The following is a 14,569-nucleotide window of genomic DNA, read 5'->3' as shown; positions in this document are numbered from 1 at the left end:
GCCGGCCTGACGCTTCGGCTGTGCTCAGTGCGCGGCCCACTCGATCGTATTCAGGTCGACTCCTTCGAGATGCATGTCCCACAGCGGGCTCAGCTCACGCAGCTTGCCGACCGTGTCGCGCACCTGCGCGATCACGCTGTCGACTTCGGCTTCGGTCGTGAAGCGGCCGAGCGTGAAGCGGATCGAGCTGTGCGCAAGCTCGTCGCTGCGGCCCAGCGCGCGCAGCACGTACGACGGCTCCAGCGATGCCGACGTGCACGCGGAGCCTGACGATACCGCGACACCCTTGATCCCCATGATCAGCGATTCGCCTTCGACGAAATTGAAGCTGACGTTCAGGTTGTGCGGAATCCGGCGGGCGAGATCGCCGTTCACGTAGACCTCGTCGAGCGTCGACAGGCCGGCCAGCAGCCGGTCGCGCAAGGAGCCGACGCGGCGGCTTTCTTCCTCCATCTCTTCCTTCGCGAGCCGGAACGCCTCGCCCATCCCGACGATCTGGTGCGTGGGCAGCGTGCCCGAGCGCATCCCGCGCTCATGGCCGCCGCCGTGCATCTGCGCTTCGATCCGCACGCGCGGCTTGCGGCGCACATACAGCGCGCCGATTCCCTTCGGGCCGTAGACCTTGTGTGCGGTCACCGTCAGCAGGTCGACGTTCAGCGCATTCACGTCGACCGGAATCTTGCCCGCCGCCTGCACCGCGTCGCAATGGAACACGATGCCGCGCGCGCGGCACAGCGCACCGATCTCGGCCACCGGCTGGATCACGCCCGTTTCATTGTTCGCGAGCATCACCGACACCAGGATCGTGTCGGCGCGTAGCGCCTGCTGCACCGTATCGAGATCGAGCAGGCCGTCTTCGCGCACGTCGAGATACGTGACGTCGAAGCCCTGGCGTTCGAGTTCGCGGCAGGTGTCGAGTACGGCCTTGTGCTCGGTCTTCACGGTGACGAGATGCTTGCCCTTGCCCTGGTAGAAGTGCGCCGCACCCTTGATCGCGAGGTTGTTGCCCTCGGTCGCGCCGGACGTCCACACGATTTCGCGCGGATCGGCGCCGAGCAATGCGGCGACGTGTGCGCGCGCTTCCTCGACGGCCTGCTCGGCCTCCCAGCCGTAACTATGGCTGCGGGAAGCCGGGTTGCCGAACTGCTCGTGCAGGAACGGCACCATTTTGTCGACCACGCGCGGATCGACGGGCGTCGTCGCGCTGTAGTCCATGTAGATCGGACGGGATTGCATCGATGCGGCTCCGGAAAACGGTGTCTCCCGCGGTGCCCGAATGCACCGGGGAACAGGGTAGCCGCAGTGTACGTGGACATTCACGGACGCCGCGCAACATCCATCCCGTCAGTAGGGTTGTCTTTCAAACAAAGCTTTCAAGGTCAGGGTTTACGACAGCTTGAACCCGCCTTTGTGTTTACATTTAATAAAAGCTAAATAATAAAGCTAAATAACGGTGCTTTGTTGGGCCGGATTCGACTGCGGAATCCGGCGATGCAACCCAAGGAGGACGAGATGAGCGAGAACCAGGCCGGAACCGGCGCGGGCGCCGACGCGCAGCGGCGCTTTCGTACGGCACTGTCGATGTTCGCGACGGGCGTCGCGGTGATTACCGCCCCGCGCAAGGAGGGGATGCCGATCGGCATCACGGTCGCGTCGTTCAATTCGGTGTCGCTGGATCCGCCGCTGATCCTGTTCTCGGTCGACCGTCGCAGCCTGAGCCTCGGCGACCTGGCCGGCGCGGGCGGCTATGCGGTCAACGTGCTCGACGAGACGCAGCAACACCTGTCGAACTGTTTCGCGAAAGCGAACGGCGACAAGTGGGGCTGGCGTGCCGACGCAGCCGATGACGATGGCGCGGTGCTGCTGCCCGACGCGCTCGCGACATTCGAATGCGAACCCTATGCGCAGTACGACGGCGGTGACCACGTGATCTTCGTCGGCCGCGTGATGCGGCACTGCGCGCGTTCGGAAGGGCGCCCGCTGATCTTCTTCGGCGGCCGCTACCGCACGCTCGACGGTATGCACGCGCCGTCGACCTGAATGCAACCCACGCTTCATTCCACCCTGGAGGACATCATGATCAAGAACGGGACTCGGCACATCGCGTCGCTGCGCGACGGACGACAGGTCTACCTGAACGGCCAGCCGGTCGGCGACGTGACCGCGCATGCGGCATTCCGCAATTCGATTCGCAGCTACGCGAGCCTGTACGACTATCAGGCGCGCGACGAGCACGTCGAGAAGATGACGTTCGTCTCGCCCGACTCGGGCAACCGCGTCAGCCGGATCTGGCAACTGCCGACGTCCTATGACGAACTCGTCGAACGCCGTGCCGCGCTGGAAGCGTGGTCGGAGCTGCACTACGGCTTCATGGGCCGCTCGCCTGACCATGTCGCGTCGTGCCTGTCGGGTATGTATATGGGCGCCGACGTATTCGAGCAATACGATCCGGCGCGCGCGGGCGCGCTGCGCGACTACTACCGCTATGCGCGCGACAACGACCTGTTCCTGACCTACGCGATCGTGAATCCGCAGGCGAACCAGTCGAAGTCCGCGCACGAGCAGGAGGACAAGTACCTCGCGGTCGGCATCGTCGATCAGGATGCCGAAGGCATCACGGTGCGCGGCGCGAAGATGCTCGCGACGAGCGGGATCATGGCGAACGAGGTGTTCTGCAGCTGCATCCAGCCGCTGCGCGAAGGCGACGAGATGTACGCGCTGTCGTTCGCGGTGCCGATGAACGCGAAGGGCATGAAGATCCTGTCGCGCAAGTCGTACGAGGAGAACGCGACGTCGGTGTTCGACAACCCGCTGTCGAGCCGCTTCGACGAGAACGACGCGGTGCTGTATTTCGACGACGTGAAGGTGCCGTGGGAGCGGATCTTCGTCGCCGGCAACACGGCGATGTGCGCGAAGCAGTTCCACGCGACGCCCGCGCACGTGTACCAGAACTACCAATGCCAGGTGCGGCTGATGACGAAGCTGCGCTTTCTCGTCGGGCTCGGGTTGAAGATCTCCGAGGTCAACGGCACGAATGCGTTCCCGCAGGTGCGCGAAACGCTGGGCCAGCTCGCGGCCGAAGCGTCGATGGTCGAGGCTTGGGTCTACGGGATGGAAGCGAAGGGTACCGTCGTCAACGGCTTCTACGTGCCCGACCGCACCATGCTGTACGGCTCGCAGGTCGTCACGCAGCAGCTCTATTCGAAGGTGCTCAACACGCTGCGCGAGCTCGCCGGCGGCGGAATGATCATGCTGCCGTCGAGCGTGCGCGACTTCGAGAACCCAGACCTGCTGCGCATCATCGAGAAGACGCAGAAGTCGCCCGTGTGTTCGTCCGAGGAACGCGTGAAGTTCTTCAAGCTCGCGTGGGATGCGGTCGGCTCCGAATTCGCGTCGCGCCACAACCAGTACGAGCTGTTCTATGCGGGCGCGTCGTTCGTCACGAAGGGGCACGCGTATCGCACGTACGACTGGCAGCGTGCGTCGCATCTCGTCGATTCGATGCTCGGCAGCTATTCGCTGAACCAGGAACTGTCGACGCCGCATGCCGCCTGATGCGTCGCCGTGCGTCCGACTCACCCGCTATCGCCACAGGAGAGACAGATGGCCATCAACAAGCTTCACGACGAATTTCATACGCTGGACATGCAGCGCGACTGGCGGCTGCCGGAGGGCTATGACCCGGCGTCCGGTGCGCAGGAACTGATCCTGTCCGGCGCGCTCGACACCGAGCGCAAGCGCGGCAGCCGCACGCGCCTGTTGCGCCTGCCGGCCGGGCTGCATACGAAGAAGCCGTTCGTGCACGACTACTGGGAAGAGGTGTTTCTCGTCGAGGGCGACCTGACCGTCGGCAACGACGAGCACGGCAACGGCGGTACGCCGTTCAAGGGCTACACGTACGCGGTGCGTCCGCCCGGCGCGTGGCACGGCCCGTTCAAGTCGAACGGCGGCTGCGTGCTGCTGGAGATCCACTACTACGACCCGGCGTAAGAATGGCCGATAACGACACAAGGCGGGCGGCAGCGCGCAGCGCGTGCGCTGCCCGCCACGAGGAGCATTCGATGAAAACCATCACGTTCGCGATCGACGGTCGCGACGGCCGCACCGAGCGCGTGATCGCGATCGACACGCTCGTGATCGCGGGCTGGACCGGCCGCGACACGGTCGCCATGGAGAAGCACATCCGCGAGCTGGAGGCACTCGGCGTCAAGCGCCCGGCGACGACGCCCGTGTTCTACCGCGTCGCGGCCGATCGCCTCGATCCGTCGTCTGTGATCCAGGTATCGGGCGGGCAGAGCAGCGGCGAAGCGGAATTCGTGCTGGTGCGCGACGGCGGCGAGACTTTCGTGGGCATCGCGTCCGACCACACCGACCGCGAGGTCGAGACCTACGGGATCACGGTGTCGAAGCAGATGTGCGGCAAGCCGTGCGCGAACACGCTGTGGAAATTCGACGACGTGGCCGGGCACTGGGATCAGCTCGTGCTGCGCGCATACGCGACGATCAACGGCGAGCGCGTGCTGTATCAGGAAGGCAAGGTGACCGCGATGCGTGCGCCGGACGATCTGCTCGCGCAGTTCGCGCGCCATGACGGCCGCTTCGTCGACGGCACTGCGATGCTGTGCGGCACGCTCGCCGCGATCGGCGGCATCCGGCCGGCCGAGCGGTTCGAGGTCGAGCTGGAAGATCCGGTGCTGGGCCGCACGCTGCGGCATGCGTATGCGGTGGACACGCTGCCCGTGGCGGGCTGACGCGGTAGCAGCACGCGCACGCACTCAGGCGCGGCAGATCGCGACGATCTCCGCGCTGGTCGCGTCGTCGAACGGCGCGTGCTGCCAGTCGCCGTACCAGTCGGCCGACATGAATCCGGCTGCGATCACGCGCGCCTGCAGGTCGGGTTGCGCGATGAAACGCAGCCGGCTCGTGTTCGTCAGCACCGTGTCGTCGCGACGGAAGCGGTAGTGCGTGTCGAACGTCACGATCGCGCCCTCCACCGAGCGCACCGCATGATGAAGATCGACGATGCCCGCATCGCGTGACTCGACGCTGCGTGCCGAATGTTCCGGTGTCCATTTACGCCACGGCTGGATGCGCGGATTACGGGTGTCGAACAGGAAGCGGCCACCGTCGGTGAGCACGCGCCTCACGCCGCGCAGCGTCGCGTCGATTTCCGTGTCGGTCAGCAGGCACTGGAACGCATGCCCGGTCATCACGACCGCATCGAACGGTGGTGCGCCGGGCGGCAGGCTGTCGAGCCCGCATGCGAGCCAGTGCACGACGTCGGCGCCGGGCTGGCGCCGCGCGTATTCGATCATCGCCGCCGCGGGATCGATCGCGGTGACATCATGCCCGGCCGCCGCGAGCCGGCGCGCGAACGTGCCGGTGCCGCAGCCGAGATCGAGGATGCGTTGCCGCGCGGCGCCGATCACGGAGGCGTAGAACGCGAAGTCCTGGTCGCCTGCGTTGAACAGGTCGTAGAGCGCGACGAGGCGCGGGTCGGTGTAGAGGGCTTCGCCGGCGGGCGCGGCGGCAGACGTCATGCGGCCGCGCCCGCCTAGCGCTGCTGCACCGCCACGCGCAGCCCGAGCGCGATGAAAATCGAGCCGATGATCTTCCCCTGCCAGCGCGTGAGCCACGTGAGCCGCTTCACGATGCGGCCGAGCGGGCGGATCGAGCACGCGATCAGCGTCGTGTAGAGCGAGCTGAGCACGACGAAGATCAGCCCGAGCACCGCGAACTGCACGAACGTCGAGCCGCGTTCCGGATGCACGAACTGCGGCATGAACGCGAGGAAGAACAGCGCGGTCTTCGGGTTCAGCACTTCCGCGGGAATCGCCTGCAGGTATGCCTTGAGCGGCGTGACGGGCGACACGCTCGGCAGCGACGGATCGGATGGCTTATCGATCAGCGCGCGCACGCCGAGATAGATCAGGTACGCGGCGCCGACCACCTTCACGACATTGAACGCGAGCGCCGACGTCATCAGCAGCGCCGACAGGCCGACCGCCGCGAACAGCGTATGCACGAAATCGCCGCTGGCGACGCCGAGGCCGGTCAGGATGCCGGTCTTGCGGCCGCCCTGCACGGTGCGGCTCAGCACGAGCAGCACGGCGGGGCCGGGAATCAGGAACAGGCCCAGGACGACGGCCGTGAAGGTGGTCAGCATGGTCAGGTCGAACATGGCGGCTCCGGCAGGTGGGCGCAGCGGCGGGGGATCGGGGCATTGTATTCGTTTCGCCGCCCGACTGCAGACGCAGCTCGGGCAGCGGCCCGGCGGCAGGGCCGCACCGGCCCCTTTCTGGTATAAGCACGAAAGGACGCGCGGGCAGCGCGTCCGGCTTCCTCCATCGTCCACCGTTTCATGCGCAAGCTTCCACCGACCACCGATCCCGCAGCGGATGACGAAGTCTTCCACGTGCCGCGTCCGCTCGTCGTGTTCGGCGGCTCGGTCGTCGAGCCCGAATGGCGGCTGGAACGGCACAGCCATCCGCAGGCGCAGCTGCTCTACACGTTGAGCGGCGTCATCTACTGCGAGATCGACGGCGGCGTGTGGAGCGCGCCGCCGCAATGCACGGTGTGGATTCCCGGCGACGTTCCGCACGCAGCACGCGGCTCGGCCGGCGCGACGTTCTACGCGGTGCTCGTCGAACCCGACGCCGCGCTAGACCTCCCAGCGCGCTGCTGCACGCTGTCGGTGTCGCCGCTGCTGCGCGAGCTGCTGCTGAAGGCGGCGAGCTTCCCGAGCCTGTACGACGTCGACGGGCCGCAGGGGAGGCTGATGGCGACGCTGCTCGACGAACTCGTCGCGGCACCGGTCGAGGATCTGTACCTGCCGATGCCGGCCGATCGCCGGCTGCGCAAGCTGATCGACCATCTGCTCGACGATCCGGCCGACAAGTCGCCGCTGGCCGAACTCGCGCGGCGCGTGGGTATCAGCGAGCGCAGCCTGACGCGGCTCGCGGCGAAGGAGCTCGGGATGAGCCTCGGCGACTGGCGCCGGCGGCTGCACGTCGCGCTGTCGCTGCGGATGCTGACGACCGGCCGCCGCGTGCACCAGATCGCGATCGATCTCGGCTACGAGAGCGCGAGCAGCTTCGTGACGATGTTCCGCAAGGCGACCGGCAAGTCGCCGACGCAATTCCTGACCGACCGGCAACGCTGAACGATGAAGGCCGCGCCTTCGTGCATGCGCGATTGGCCGGATTGAGCAAGCGGTTGGCCGGGACGATAAATGACGCCGCAGGCCTCGATCCATAAAATGAGAATCGTTCTCATCTGGAGGCCGACATGCAAATCGTCACGACTGAATTCCCGTTTGTCTGGTTGCGTTACACCGGTTCGACGCACACCGATCCCGCCCGCCTGATTGCCGAGCTCGACGCGTTGCTGGCGCGTCGCGAACCGTTCGTTCTGCTGACCGACGATGCGCCGTCCGGCGACGAGCGCGGCGGGGACGATCACGAACTGCGCAAGCAGCTCGCGAAGTGGAGCAAGGCCAACCGCGCGCAGTCGCGTGAGTGGATCCCCGCGATGATCGCGATCGAGCCCGACGCAGCGCGGCGCGTGGCGCTCAACGCATTTTCGGGGGCGTTTGAAAAGGTGTGGGGCTATCCGCTGAACGCGGCAGCCACCCGCGACGACGCGCTCGCACTGGCGCAGCGGCTGCTCGACCAACCGGCGCGCGGCGCCGTGGCGGCGAACGGTTGAACCGTCTCTGCCGCGCCGGCGGCGCGGCGTTCCTCGATACGCATGCACGGCGCGCAAGCGCGCCGCGGCATGCGGCAAACATGCAGGGGTGTCCGGTGGACAATCCGATCCGCGCGATGCGCATCTTCACGCGCATCGTCGAAATGAACAGCTTTACGCGTGCGGCGCAGGCGCTCGGCATTTCGCGCGCCACCGCGACGCGGACCGTGCAGGAGCTCGAAACGGCGCTCGGCATGCCTTTGCTGGTGCGTACGACGCGCGCGCTGCGGGCGACGCCCGAAGGCGATGCGTATTACCGGCGCTGCGTGCGCATCACGGCCGATGTCGACGAACTCGAAGCCAGCATTCGCGGCGCCGCGCTGCATCCAAGCGGGCCGCTGCGCGTCGAGCTGCCGGCGGCGGTCGCGGACGCGATCGTGCTGCCGGCGCTTGGCGCGTTTCATGCGCGGCATCCCGATCTGATGCTGACGCTGGGTGTATCCGGGCGCGCGGCCGATCGCGTGGGCGATGCGATCGACTGCAGTGTCCGGCTCGGCGAACTGCCCGATTCATCGCTCGTCGCGCGCCGGCTCGGCACGCTCGAGCGCGTGACCTGCGCGAGCCCCGCGTATCTCGACCGCCACGGCGTGCCGCGCACGCTCGACGATCTGGCCTCGCATCGCGCGGTTGGCATGTCGTCCGTGCCGGGGCAGCGCACGGCCGAACTCGATTTCCTCGTCGATGGCGCGGTGCGCAAGGTGCGGATGGACGGGATCGTCAGCGTGGACGACGAGCCAGCGTATCTGGCGTGCGGCATGCACGGCCTCGGGCTGATCCAGCCGCCGCGCGTCGCCGCGCAGCCGCTGATCGACGCGGGGCGGTTGCGGGAAGTGCTGCCGCACTGGCGGCCCGACGCGATCGCGGTGTCGGCCGTCTACGTGAAGCGGCCGCATGTGTCGCCCGGTGTGCGCGCGTTCGTCGACTGGATCGGCGAGCGTTTCGAGGCGGCGGTGAGCGGCCATGCGGGCATGATCACCGCACGGGTGTGGCGGCCGACGGTGGGCGCCGCGGACAGGGTTGATCAGGTGGACGCCCAGATGGCCGCAGCTTGACCAGCAAGTGTCGAGTCAGGCGCGGTCAACGGTTCGCAATCGTCGTGGGTGCGCTCTCTTGACCGACGAGATTGCGGAAGCGGATCGATGATCCCGCCGGGTTGCCGTGGCGAAGCGGACGGCGGCGGCCGGGCGCTGCCGGCTCATATGAAAGTGTCAATATTCTGGCGATTTTTTGACGAAATAGCTGAAATATTGGCTCTTTTGACCGAGCCGCACGTTGGTCTCTCCTGAATCGACGTACGTCGTTTCGTGCGTCCCGATCACTGCCCCAGCTCGTCCGCCAGAAAATCGACGAACGCGCGAATCCGCGTGGACATCTGGTGACGCTGCGCATACACCGCATAGATGTCGGCGCTCGGCGTCTCGTAGTCGGGCAGCACGACGACCAGGCGGCCGTCGGCGAGACAGTCGCGCAGATCCCATTCCGCACGCATCAGGATCCCGTGCCCGTCGAGCGCCCATTTCACGGCGATCTCACCGTCGTTCGTCGTCAGGTTGCCGTTGATCCGCACGGCCTCCGTGTGGCGTGATGCGCCGCGCCCGCTCGTCAGGCGCCAGATTCCGTAACCCTCGTCTCCCTGCCGGATGCCGATGCAGTTGTGCCGCGTCAGGTCGTGCGGTGTGACGGGTGTGCCGTGCCGCGCGAGATAGGCGGGCGCCGCGCACAGCAGCCGGCGGTTCGGCGCGAGCCGCCGCGCGACGACCCGCGTATCGGGCGGCTCGCCGAAGCGGATGCATACGTCGAACGCGTCGTCGGTGAGCGGCGGCGGCATCACCGACAACTGCAGCTGTACCGACACCTCCGGATAACGCGCGACGAAGCGTGAGATCGCGGGGCCGACCTGGTTACGCCCGAAGCCGAGCGTCGCGTTCACGCGCAGCAGCCCCTTCGGGCGCTGCTTCGCGCTGCCGAGCAGTTCGCCGAGTTCGTCCATCTGGTCGAGGATCCGGCGCGCATAGTCGAGATATACGTCGCCTTCGGGCGTCAGCATCATTCGCCGCGTCGTGCGGTTCACGAGCGTCACGCCCGCGCGCCGCTCCATTTGCGTGAGCCGCTTGCTGACGGCCGCCGCGGTGAGCCCGAGTTCGCGCGCGGCCGCGCTCAGGCTGCCCGACGCGGCCAGCGTCGAGAAGAAGCCGAGATCGGCCGGCTGAACGGTATCCGCCATGTCGGGATTCGTGAATCCAGGTTAAAGATGCTTTGAGTCTAGCACCGGTTCCCACACTTCCGGTTCGGTAAAGTGCTTCCACGCTGACGATCAATCGAGGATGTGCGCATGAAGACCTACCGTATCGCAACGATTCCCGGCGACGGGATCGGCAAGGAAGTGGTGCCTGCGGCCAAGCAGGTGCTGGAAGCGCTGGCCCGCGGCAGCGACCGCTTTGCATTCGAGTTCGAGGATTTCGACTGGGGCGCCGACTACTACCGCCGGCACGGCGCGATGATGCCGGCCGACGGCCTCGACGCCTTGCGCGGCAAGGACGCGATCCTGTTCGGCTCGGCGGGCGACCCCGACGTGCCCGATCACGTGACGCTGTGGGGGCTGCGCCTGAAGATCTGCCATGGCTTCGACCAGTACGCGAACGTGCGCCCGACGCGCATCCTGCCCGGCATCGACGCGCCGCTGAAGCGCTGCGGGCCCGACGACCTGAACTGGGTGATCGTCCGCGAGAACTCGGAAGGCGAATATGCGGGCGTCGGCGGCCGCGTGCACCAGGGCCATCCGATCGAGGCCGCGACCGACGTGTCGATCCTCACGCGTGCCGGCGTCGAACGCATCATGCGCTTCGCGTTCCGGCTCGCGCAGTCGCGCCCGCGCAAGCTGCTGACCGTGATCACGAAGAGCAACGCGCAGCGGCACGCGATGGTGATGTGGGATGAGATCGCGAAGCAGATTGCGCAGGAATTTCCCGACGTGACGTGGGACAAGGAGCTCGTTGATGCGGCGACCGCGCGCATGGTCAACCGGCCGGCGTCGCTCGACACGATCGTCGCGACCAACCTGCATGCGGACATCCTCAGCGATCTCGCGGCTGCGCTCGCCGGCAGCCTCGGCATCGCGCCGACCGGCAACATCGATCCCGAGCGCCGCTATCCGTCGATGTTCGAGCCGATCCACGGCTCCGCGTTCGACATCATGGGCAAGGGGCTCGCGAATCCGGTCGGCACGTTCTGGTCGGTCGTGATGCTGCTCGAGCACCTCGGCGAAACGGCCGCCGCCGCGCGGGTGATGCAGGCGATCGAGGCGGTGACGGCCGACCCGTCGCTGCATACGCGCGATCTCGGCGGCAGCGCGACGACCGTGCAGGTGACGGCGGCTGTGTGCGAGCGCGTCGCGAACGCGGCGGTCGCCGCCTGACGACGAGCGCGGCGATGGGCAGGTGGCCCGCGACATAGCGGCCAGCGACCCGCGGCGGCGCGCGAGCGCAACCGGTTACCGGGCGGCGCCCGTTCATCGTCCCCGGATGTTCCTGCCCCGCGACTCGCGCACCCGACGCGAGCCGGGCGCGCCGGCCCACGCGCTTCGTCGCGGCGCCGGCGAGCATTCATACGCCGAGTACGACTCGACGGCTCGACCTCGAAGGAGGAGACACATGCAAGCGGATCTGGAAACCCGCGTCGCGCGGAAACTGATGTGGCGCATCATTCCGTTCGTGATGCTGCTTTACTTCGTCAGCTTTCTCGATCGCGTCAACGTCGGATTTGCCGCGATGACGATGAACAAGGCGATTGGCCTGTCGCCGACCGCGTTCGGGTTCGGCGGCGGCCTGTTCTTCATCGGCTACTTCCTGTTCGAGGTGCCGTCCAACCTGATTCTTCATCGCGTCGGCGCGCGCATCTGGATCGCGCGCGTGATGATCACGTGGGGAATCGTGTCGGCCGTGTCCGCATTCGCGGCCGGGCCGACGAGCTTCTACGTGCTGCGCTTCCTGCTCGGCATGGCCGAAGCAGGGTTCTTCCCCGGCATCATCCTGTACCTGAGCCTGTGGTTTCCTGCGAAGCAGCGCGCGGTGGCCGCCGCGTGGTTCATGGCGGCCGCGCCGATCTCGACCGCGATCGGTTCGCCGCTGTCGGGCGCGATCATGCAGATGCCGCCGATGTTCGGGCTCGCCGACTGGCAGATGCTGTACATCGTCGAAGCGCTGCCGGCGCTCGTGCTCGGCTTCGTCGTGCTCAGGTGCCTGACCGATGCGCCGTCGAAGGCCGCGTGGCTGCGCGCGGACGAGCGCGACTGGCTGGTCGCGAAGCTGAAAGCCGAAGCCGACGCGCGCCACACGGATGCCGGGCACACGGCCGGCGCGTGGCAGGCGCTACGCGACCCGCGCGTGCTGGCGCTCGCGCTGATCTACTTCGGCACGTCGGCGGGGCTGTACACGCTCGGCCTGTGGGCGCCGCTGATGGTCAAGCAGTTCGGCTTCACCGCGCTGCAGACGGGCCTGCTCACCGGGATTCCGAGCATCGCCGCCGTCGTCGCGATGATCGTGTGGGCGCGGCATTCGGATCGCACCGGCGAGCGCACGTGGCACGTCGTGATTCCGTGCGTCCTCGCGTGCATCGGCTTCGTGTTCGCGGGGCAGGCGAGCACAGCGCTGCTGACCGTGCTCGCGCTGGTGGTCGTCAACATCGGAATCAGCGCCGCGAAGGCGCCGTTGTGGGCGATGCCGAGCGCGTTCCTGTCCGGCGCCGGCGCGGCGGCGGGCATCGCGATGATCAACTCGATCGGCAATCTCGGCGGGTTCGTCGGGCCGTTCGCGATCGGCTGGTAGAAGCACGTGACGGGCGGGTATGCGGCGGGGCTCTACGTGGTGGCGGGCACGCTCGCGGTGTCGGCGGTCGTCACGCTGATGTTGAGCCGCAAGGGCGCGAGGGAAGCGGTCGTGCCGGGGGTGCGGCATCACTCGTAAGCACCGGATAGCCGGGCAGGCGCGCGTCGCGAACCTGCCCGGCGTTCATGCATCGTGCCGCGCGATCAGCTATGCGTGAGCGTCAGCGCATAGAACTTCACGATCGTGCCGGGCGTCGTCAGCGGCGTGCCGGACACGGCCGTCTGGTCGTAGTCGCCGGCCTTGAAGTAGAAGCTTTCGCCATCGAAGCTCGAATCCATCGTGAAGGTCTTCGTCGTGCCGTTCGCGGTGACGGTGATCGTCGTGCCGCTCAGGCTCAGCGTGTAGCTGAACTTCTTGCCGACGCCGACCGTGGTGATCGGCGTGGTCGTCGACTTGCCGCCCTGGTTGGTGCTTTCGAGCAGTAATTGCACGACGCCGCCGGACGTGAATTGCAGCTCGCACAGCGGCTTGCTCGGGCCGGTGCCCTGGAAGATCTGGCCGATCGTCGTGTGATCGGGCACCTGCGTGACGGCCACTGTCGCGTTCAGCCGGTTGGTACCGGAGGTGGGCCAGATCGCGTTCTCGCGCAACTCGGTGCGCGGATGCAGCGAGCCGGACGTCGTCCAGCCCTGCGTCGGGTCCATCATCACCATCGATCCGTCGCTGCCGTCCGTATAGAAATACGTCGGGTTCACGTAGCCGCCCGCGAGCGACGAGCCGCTCACGGTGTCGACCTTGCCGGACGAGCCGGTCGGCAACTGCAGCGTGAACGGCGCGAGGTTGAAGTTCGAGCCGGGCGGGTTCGACGGGCTGAGCGCCATCGCGGTGGCCTGCTGGCGCGCGGCGGCGGCCGGGCTGGCCGGATCGTCGCCGCCGCACGCGGACAGGCACGCAACGGACAGAACGGCGACGACGCACGGGATGATCCTGTTCTTCATGGTGTCTCTCTCTGATGGTCCGTGGCTGGGCGCCACGTTGTGGATAACGTTTTCCTATTGAGGCGCTTGATCGTCGAAGCGAGATCGGTTGCCCGTAGAAAGCACTCCAAAATACAGAAAGCAGGTAAGGCTCGAAAGCTGGAACAGTGATGCCGGGAATTGCGGGATTTTCAAGGCTTGCGATCGGCTTTCCGTTAAACTGCTCAGGCCGATCGAGGACGATGCTAGCAAGAAGTGTCGGAAGAGTAAACGTTTTCCTATTCTGGCCGGAGAAGTTGTTTGTCGCTGGCTGATGTGAGGTATCCGCGTGCCGAGGTGAAGGGCGCGGGCAGGTGTGCCGGTTACGACTCCGTCGCCGCGACTTGTTGTGCGATACGCGCCGCACAAGCATCGGGTGTCGCATCGGACGTATCGAGCACCATCTGGCTGAACGGCCGTGACGCATAGCCTTCGCGATACATCTCGGCGATCCGGTTCCGCTCCCAGTCCGTCAGCGCACGCGTGCCGCGATTCGACGCCGCGACTGCTTCGGGCGGCGCGAGCGTCACGACGAACAGCCGCGCGTCGCGCGCGTCGCAGGCGGCGCGCAGCCGCTCGAATTCCGTTTCGCCGATCGGATAGGCGATGACCAGATGACGCTCACGTGCGTTCGTGATCTGCGTGACGAGACGTTCGAGCGCAATCGCCCACTGCACGTCGAACGGCGCGTCTTCGGGCGCATCGTGATCGTCGCCGTCGATGAAGCGGGCGTCGGGCAGTACGCGCGCGAGTGCGAGACCGATCGTCGTCTTGCCGCTGTTGATCGGGCCGTTCAGGTGGATGACGGTAAGGGCGGTCATGGGGGAGCGCAGGAATCGGAAGGCTCGCAGCTTGCCATGACGGGTGCGGCGATGCTGTGCCGTTGGTACGTCACGCGATGCGATTGCGGCAGGAGAAGCAGAAAGGCGGAGGAGAGGCGGGGAAGCGGCAGGTTGCGTGCGCGAAGCGGATACGCCCACACAG

At 66.8% G+C, this 14,569-nt stretch carries 14 protein-coding genes and 1 pseudogene; 9 read left to right on the top strand and 6 right to left on the bottom strand.

Features of this window, described 5'->3' with window-relative positions; translation table 11 throughout:
* Positions 1–24: 24 nt before the first annotated feature.
* Complete coding sequence (locus CFB82_RS29740) at positions 25–1,236, bottom strand: IscS subfamily cysteine desulfurase (protein ID WP_089486363.1); 1,212 nt, start codon at positions 1,234–1,236, stop codon at positions 25–27.
* A gap of 255 nt (positions 1,237–1,491) precedes the next feature.
* Between CFB82_RS29740 and CFB82_RS29735 the strand changes: the two genes are divergently transcribed.
* The 4 genes from CFB82_RS29735 (at position 1,492) to CFB82_RS29720 (ending at position 4,751) form a co-directional block, all read left to right on the top strand.
* On the top strand, positions 1,492–2,040 hold the full coding sequence (locus CFB82_RS29735) for a flavin reductase family protein (RefSeq protein WP_089486362.1): 549 nt from the start codon (positions 1,492–1,494) through the stop codon (positions 2,038–2,040).
* A gap of 36 nt (positions 2,041–2,076) precedes the next feature.
* Positions 2,077–3,555, top strand: coding sequence for a 4-hydroxyphenylacetate 3-hydroxylase family protein (locus tag CFB82_RS29730; RefSeq protein WP_089486361.1), 1,479 nt, complete (start codon positions 2,077–2,079; stop codon positions 3,553–3,555).
* Positions 3,556–3,603: 48 nt separating this feature from the next.
* Positions 3,604–3,990, top strand: coding sequence for a hypothetical protein (locus CFB82_RS29725; RefSeq protein WP_011356002.1), 387 nt, complete (start codon positions 3,604–3,606; stop codon positions 3,988–3,990).
* Positions 3,991–4,061: 71 nt separating this feature from the next.
* On the top strand, positions 4,062–4,751 hold the full coding sequence (locus CFB82_RS29720; protein ID WP_089486360.1) for a DUF2848 domain-containing protein: 690 nt from the start codon (positions 4,062–4,064) through the stop codon (positions 4,749–4,751).
* Positions 4,752–4,775: 24 nt separating this feature from the next.
* On the opposite strand, the gene CFB82_RS29715 is transcribed toward CFB82_RS29720, so the two are convergent.
* The gene (locus CFB82_RS29715) at positions 4,776–5,540 is read right to left on the bottom strand and encodes a class I SAM-dependent methyltransferase (RefSeq protein WP_089486359.1); all 765 of its coding nucleotides are present in this window, start codon (positions 5,538–5,540) and stop codon (positions 4,776–4,778) included.
* Positions 5,541–5,554: 14 nt separating this feature from the next.
* Complete coding sequence (locus CFB82_RS29710) at positions 5,555–6,181, bottom strand: LysE family translocator (protein ID WP_089486358.1); 627 nt, start codon at positions 6,179–6,181, stop codon at positions 5,555–5,557.
* Positions 6,182–6,361: 180 nt separating this feature from the next.
* On the opposite strand from CFB82_RS29710, the gene CFB82_RS29705 reads away from it, so the two are divergent.
* The 3 genes from CFB82_RS29705 to CFB82_RS29695 all read left to right on the top strand — a co-directional run bounded on the left by CFB82_RS29705 (position 6,362) and on the right by CFB82_RS29695 (position 8,798).
* Entirely contained in the window at positions 6,362–7,162 is an 801-nt protein-coding gene (locus CFB82_RS29705) for an AraC family transcriptional regulator (RefSeq protein WP_089486357.1), read from the top strand.
* A 125-nt stretch (positions 7,163–7,287) separates the two neighbouring features.
* Positions 7,288–7,707, top strand: a complete 420-nt coding sequence (locus CFB82_RS29700; RefSeq protein WP_089486356.1) for an ATP--cob(I)alamin adenosyltransferase — start codon at positions 7,288–7,290, stop codon at positions 7,705–7,707.
* A 95-nt stretch (positions 7,708–7,802) separates the two neighbouring features.
* A complete protein-coding gene (locus CFB82_RS29695) occupies positions 7,803–8,798 on the top strand; it encodes a LysR family transcriptional regulator (protein ID WP_256990518.1) in 996 nt (331 codons plus the stop codon).
* Positions 8,799–9,061: 263 nt separating this feature from the next.
* Here the strand turns inward: CFB82_RS29695 and CFB82_RS29690 are convergent, their stop codons facing one another.
* Positions 9,062–9,970 (bottom strand): LysR substrate-binding domain-containing protein, encoded by a 909-nt coding sequence (locus CFB82_RS29690; RefSeq protein ID WP_089486355.1) that lies wholly within the window; start codon positions 9,968–9,970, stop codon positions 9,062–9,064.
* A gap of 108 nt (positions 9,971–10,078) precedes the next feature.
* Between CFB82_RS29690 and CFB82_RS29685 the strand changes: the two genes are divergently transcribed.
* Entirely contained in the window at positions 10,079–11,161 is a 1,083-nt protein-coding gene (locus CFB82_RS29685; protein WP_089486354.1) for a tartrate dehydrogenase, read from the top strand.
* A 235-nt stretch (positions 11,162–11,396) separates the two neighbouring features.
* A pseudogene (locus CFB82_RS29680) lies at positions 11,397–12,707 on the top strand (MFS transporter).
* 65 nt (positions 12,708–12,772) lie between these two features.
* Here CFB82_RS29680 and CFB82_RS29675 read toward each other — a convergent pair.
* Together CFB82_RS29675 and CFB82_RS29670 are read right to left on the bottom strand one after the other, a co-directional pair.
* Positions 12,773–13,567 (bottom strand): polysaccharide lyase family 7 protein, encoded by a 795-nt coding sequence (locus tag CFB82_RS29675; RefSeq protein ID WP_089486353.1) that lies wholly within the window; start codon positions 13,565–13,567, stop codon positions 12,773–12,775.
* A gap of 341 nt (positions 13,568–13,908) precedes the next feature.
* A complete protein-coding gene (locus CFB82_RS29670; RefSeq protein WP_089486352.1) occupies positions 13,909–14,406 on the bottom strand; it encodes a shikimate kinase in 498 nt (165 codons plus the stop codon).
* Between the last annotated feature and the right edge of the window lie 163 nt (positions 14,407–14,569).

Origin of the sequence: Burkholderia sp. HI2714 (genome assembly GCF_002223085.1) — a bacterium.
Taxonomy (GTDB): Bacteria; Pseudomonadota; Gammaproteobacteria; order Burkholderiales; family Burkholderiaceae; genus Burkholderia; species Burkholderia lata_D.
Note: the sequence above shows the minus strand (reverse complement) of the source record. Positions and strands in the feature narration are given on the sequence as shown.

Bases quoted from the DNA above. Each gene is read 5' to 3' on its own strand.
- CFB82_RS29670 (WP_089486352.1), bottom strand. From the start codon at position 14,406: ATGACCGCCCTTACCGTCATCCACCTGAACGGCCCGATCAACAGCGGC.
- CFB82_RS29725 (WP_011356002.1), top strand. From the start codon at position 3,604: ATGGCCATCAACAAGCTTCACGACGAATTTCATACGCTGGACATGCAG.
- CFB82_RS29700 (WP_089486356.1), top strand. From the start codon at position 7,288: ATGCAAATCGTCACGACTGAATTCCCGTTTGTCTGGTTGCGTTACACC.
- CFB82_RS29675 (WP_089486353.1), bottom strand. From the start codon at position 13,567: ATGAAGAACAGGATCATCCCGTGCGTCGTCGCCGTTCTGTCCGTTGCG.
- CFB82_RS29720 (WP_089486360.1), top strand. From the start codon at position 4,062: ATGAAAACCATCACGTTCGCGATCGACGGTCGCGACGGCCGCACCGAG.
- CFB82_RS29730 (WP_089486361.1), top strand. From the start codon at position 2,077: ATGATCAAGAACGGGACTCGGCACATCGCGTCGCTGCGCGACGGACGA.
- CFB82_RS29685 (WP_089486354.1), top strand. From the start codon at position 10,079: ATGAAGACCTACCGTATCGCAACGATTCCCGGCGACGGGATCGGCAAG.
- CFB82_RS29705 (WP_089486357.1), top strand. From the start codon at position 6,362: ATGCGCAAGCTTCCACCGACCACCGATCCCGCAGCGGATGACGAAGTC.
- CFB82_RS29740 (WP_089486363.1), bottom strand. From the start codon at position 1,236: ATGCAATCCCGTCCGATCTACATGGACTACAGCGCGACGACGCCCGTC.
- CFB82_RS29710 (WP_089486358.1), bottom strand. From the start codon at position 6,181: ATGTTCGACCTGACCATGCTGACCACCTTCACGGCCGTCGTCCTGGGC.
- CFB82_RS29690 (WP_089486355.1), bottom strand. From the start codon at position 9,970: ATGGCGGATACCGTTCAGCCGGCCGATCTCGGCTTCTTCTCGACGCTG.
- CFB82_RS29735 (WP_089486362.1), top strand. From the start codon at position 1,492: ATGCAACCCAAGGAGGACGAGATGAGCGAGAACCAGGCCGGAACCGGC.
- CFB82_RS29715 (WP_089486359.1), bottom strand. From the start codon at position 5,540: ATGACGTCTGCCGCCGCGCCCGCCGGCGAAGCCCTCTACACCGACCCG.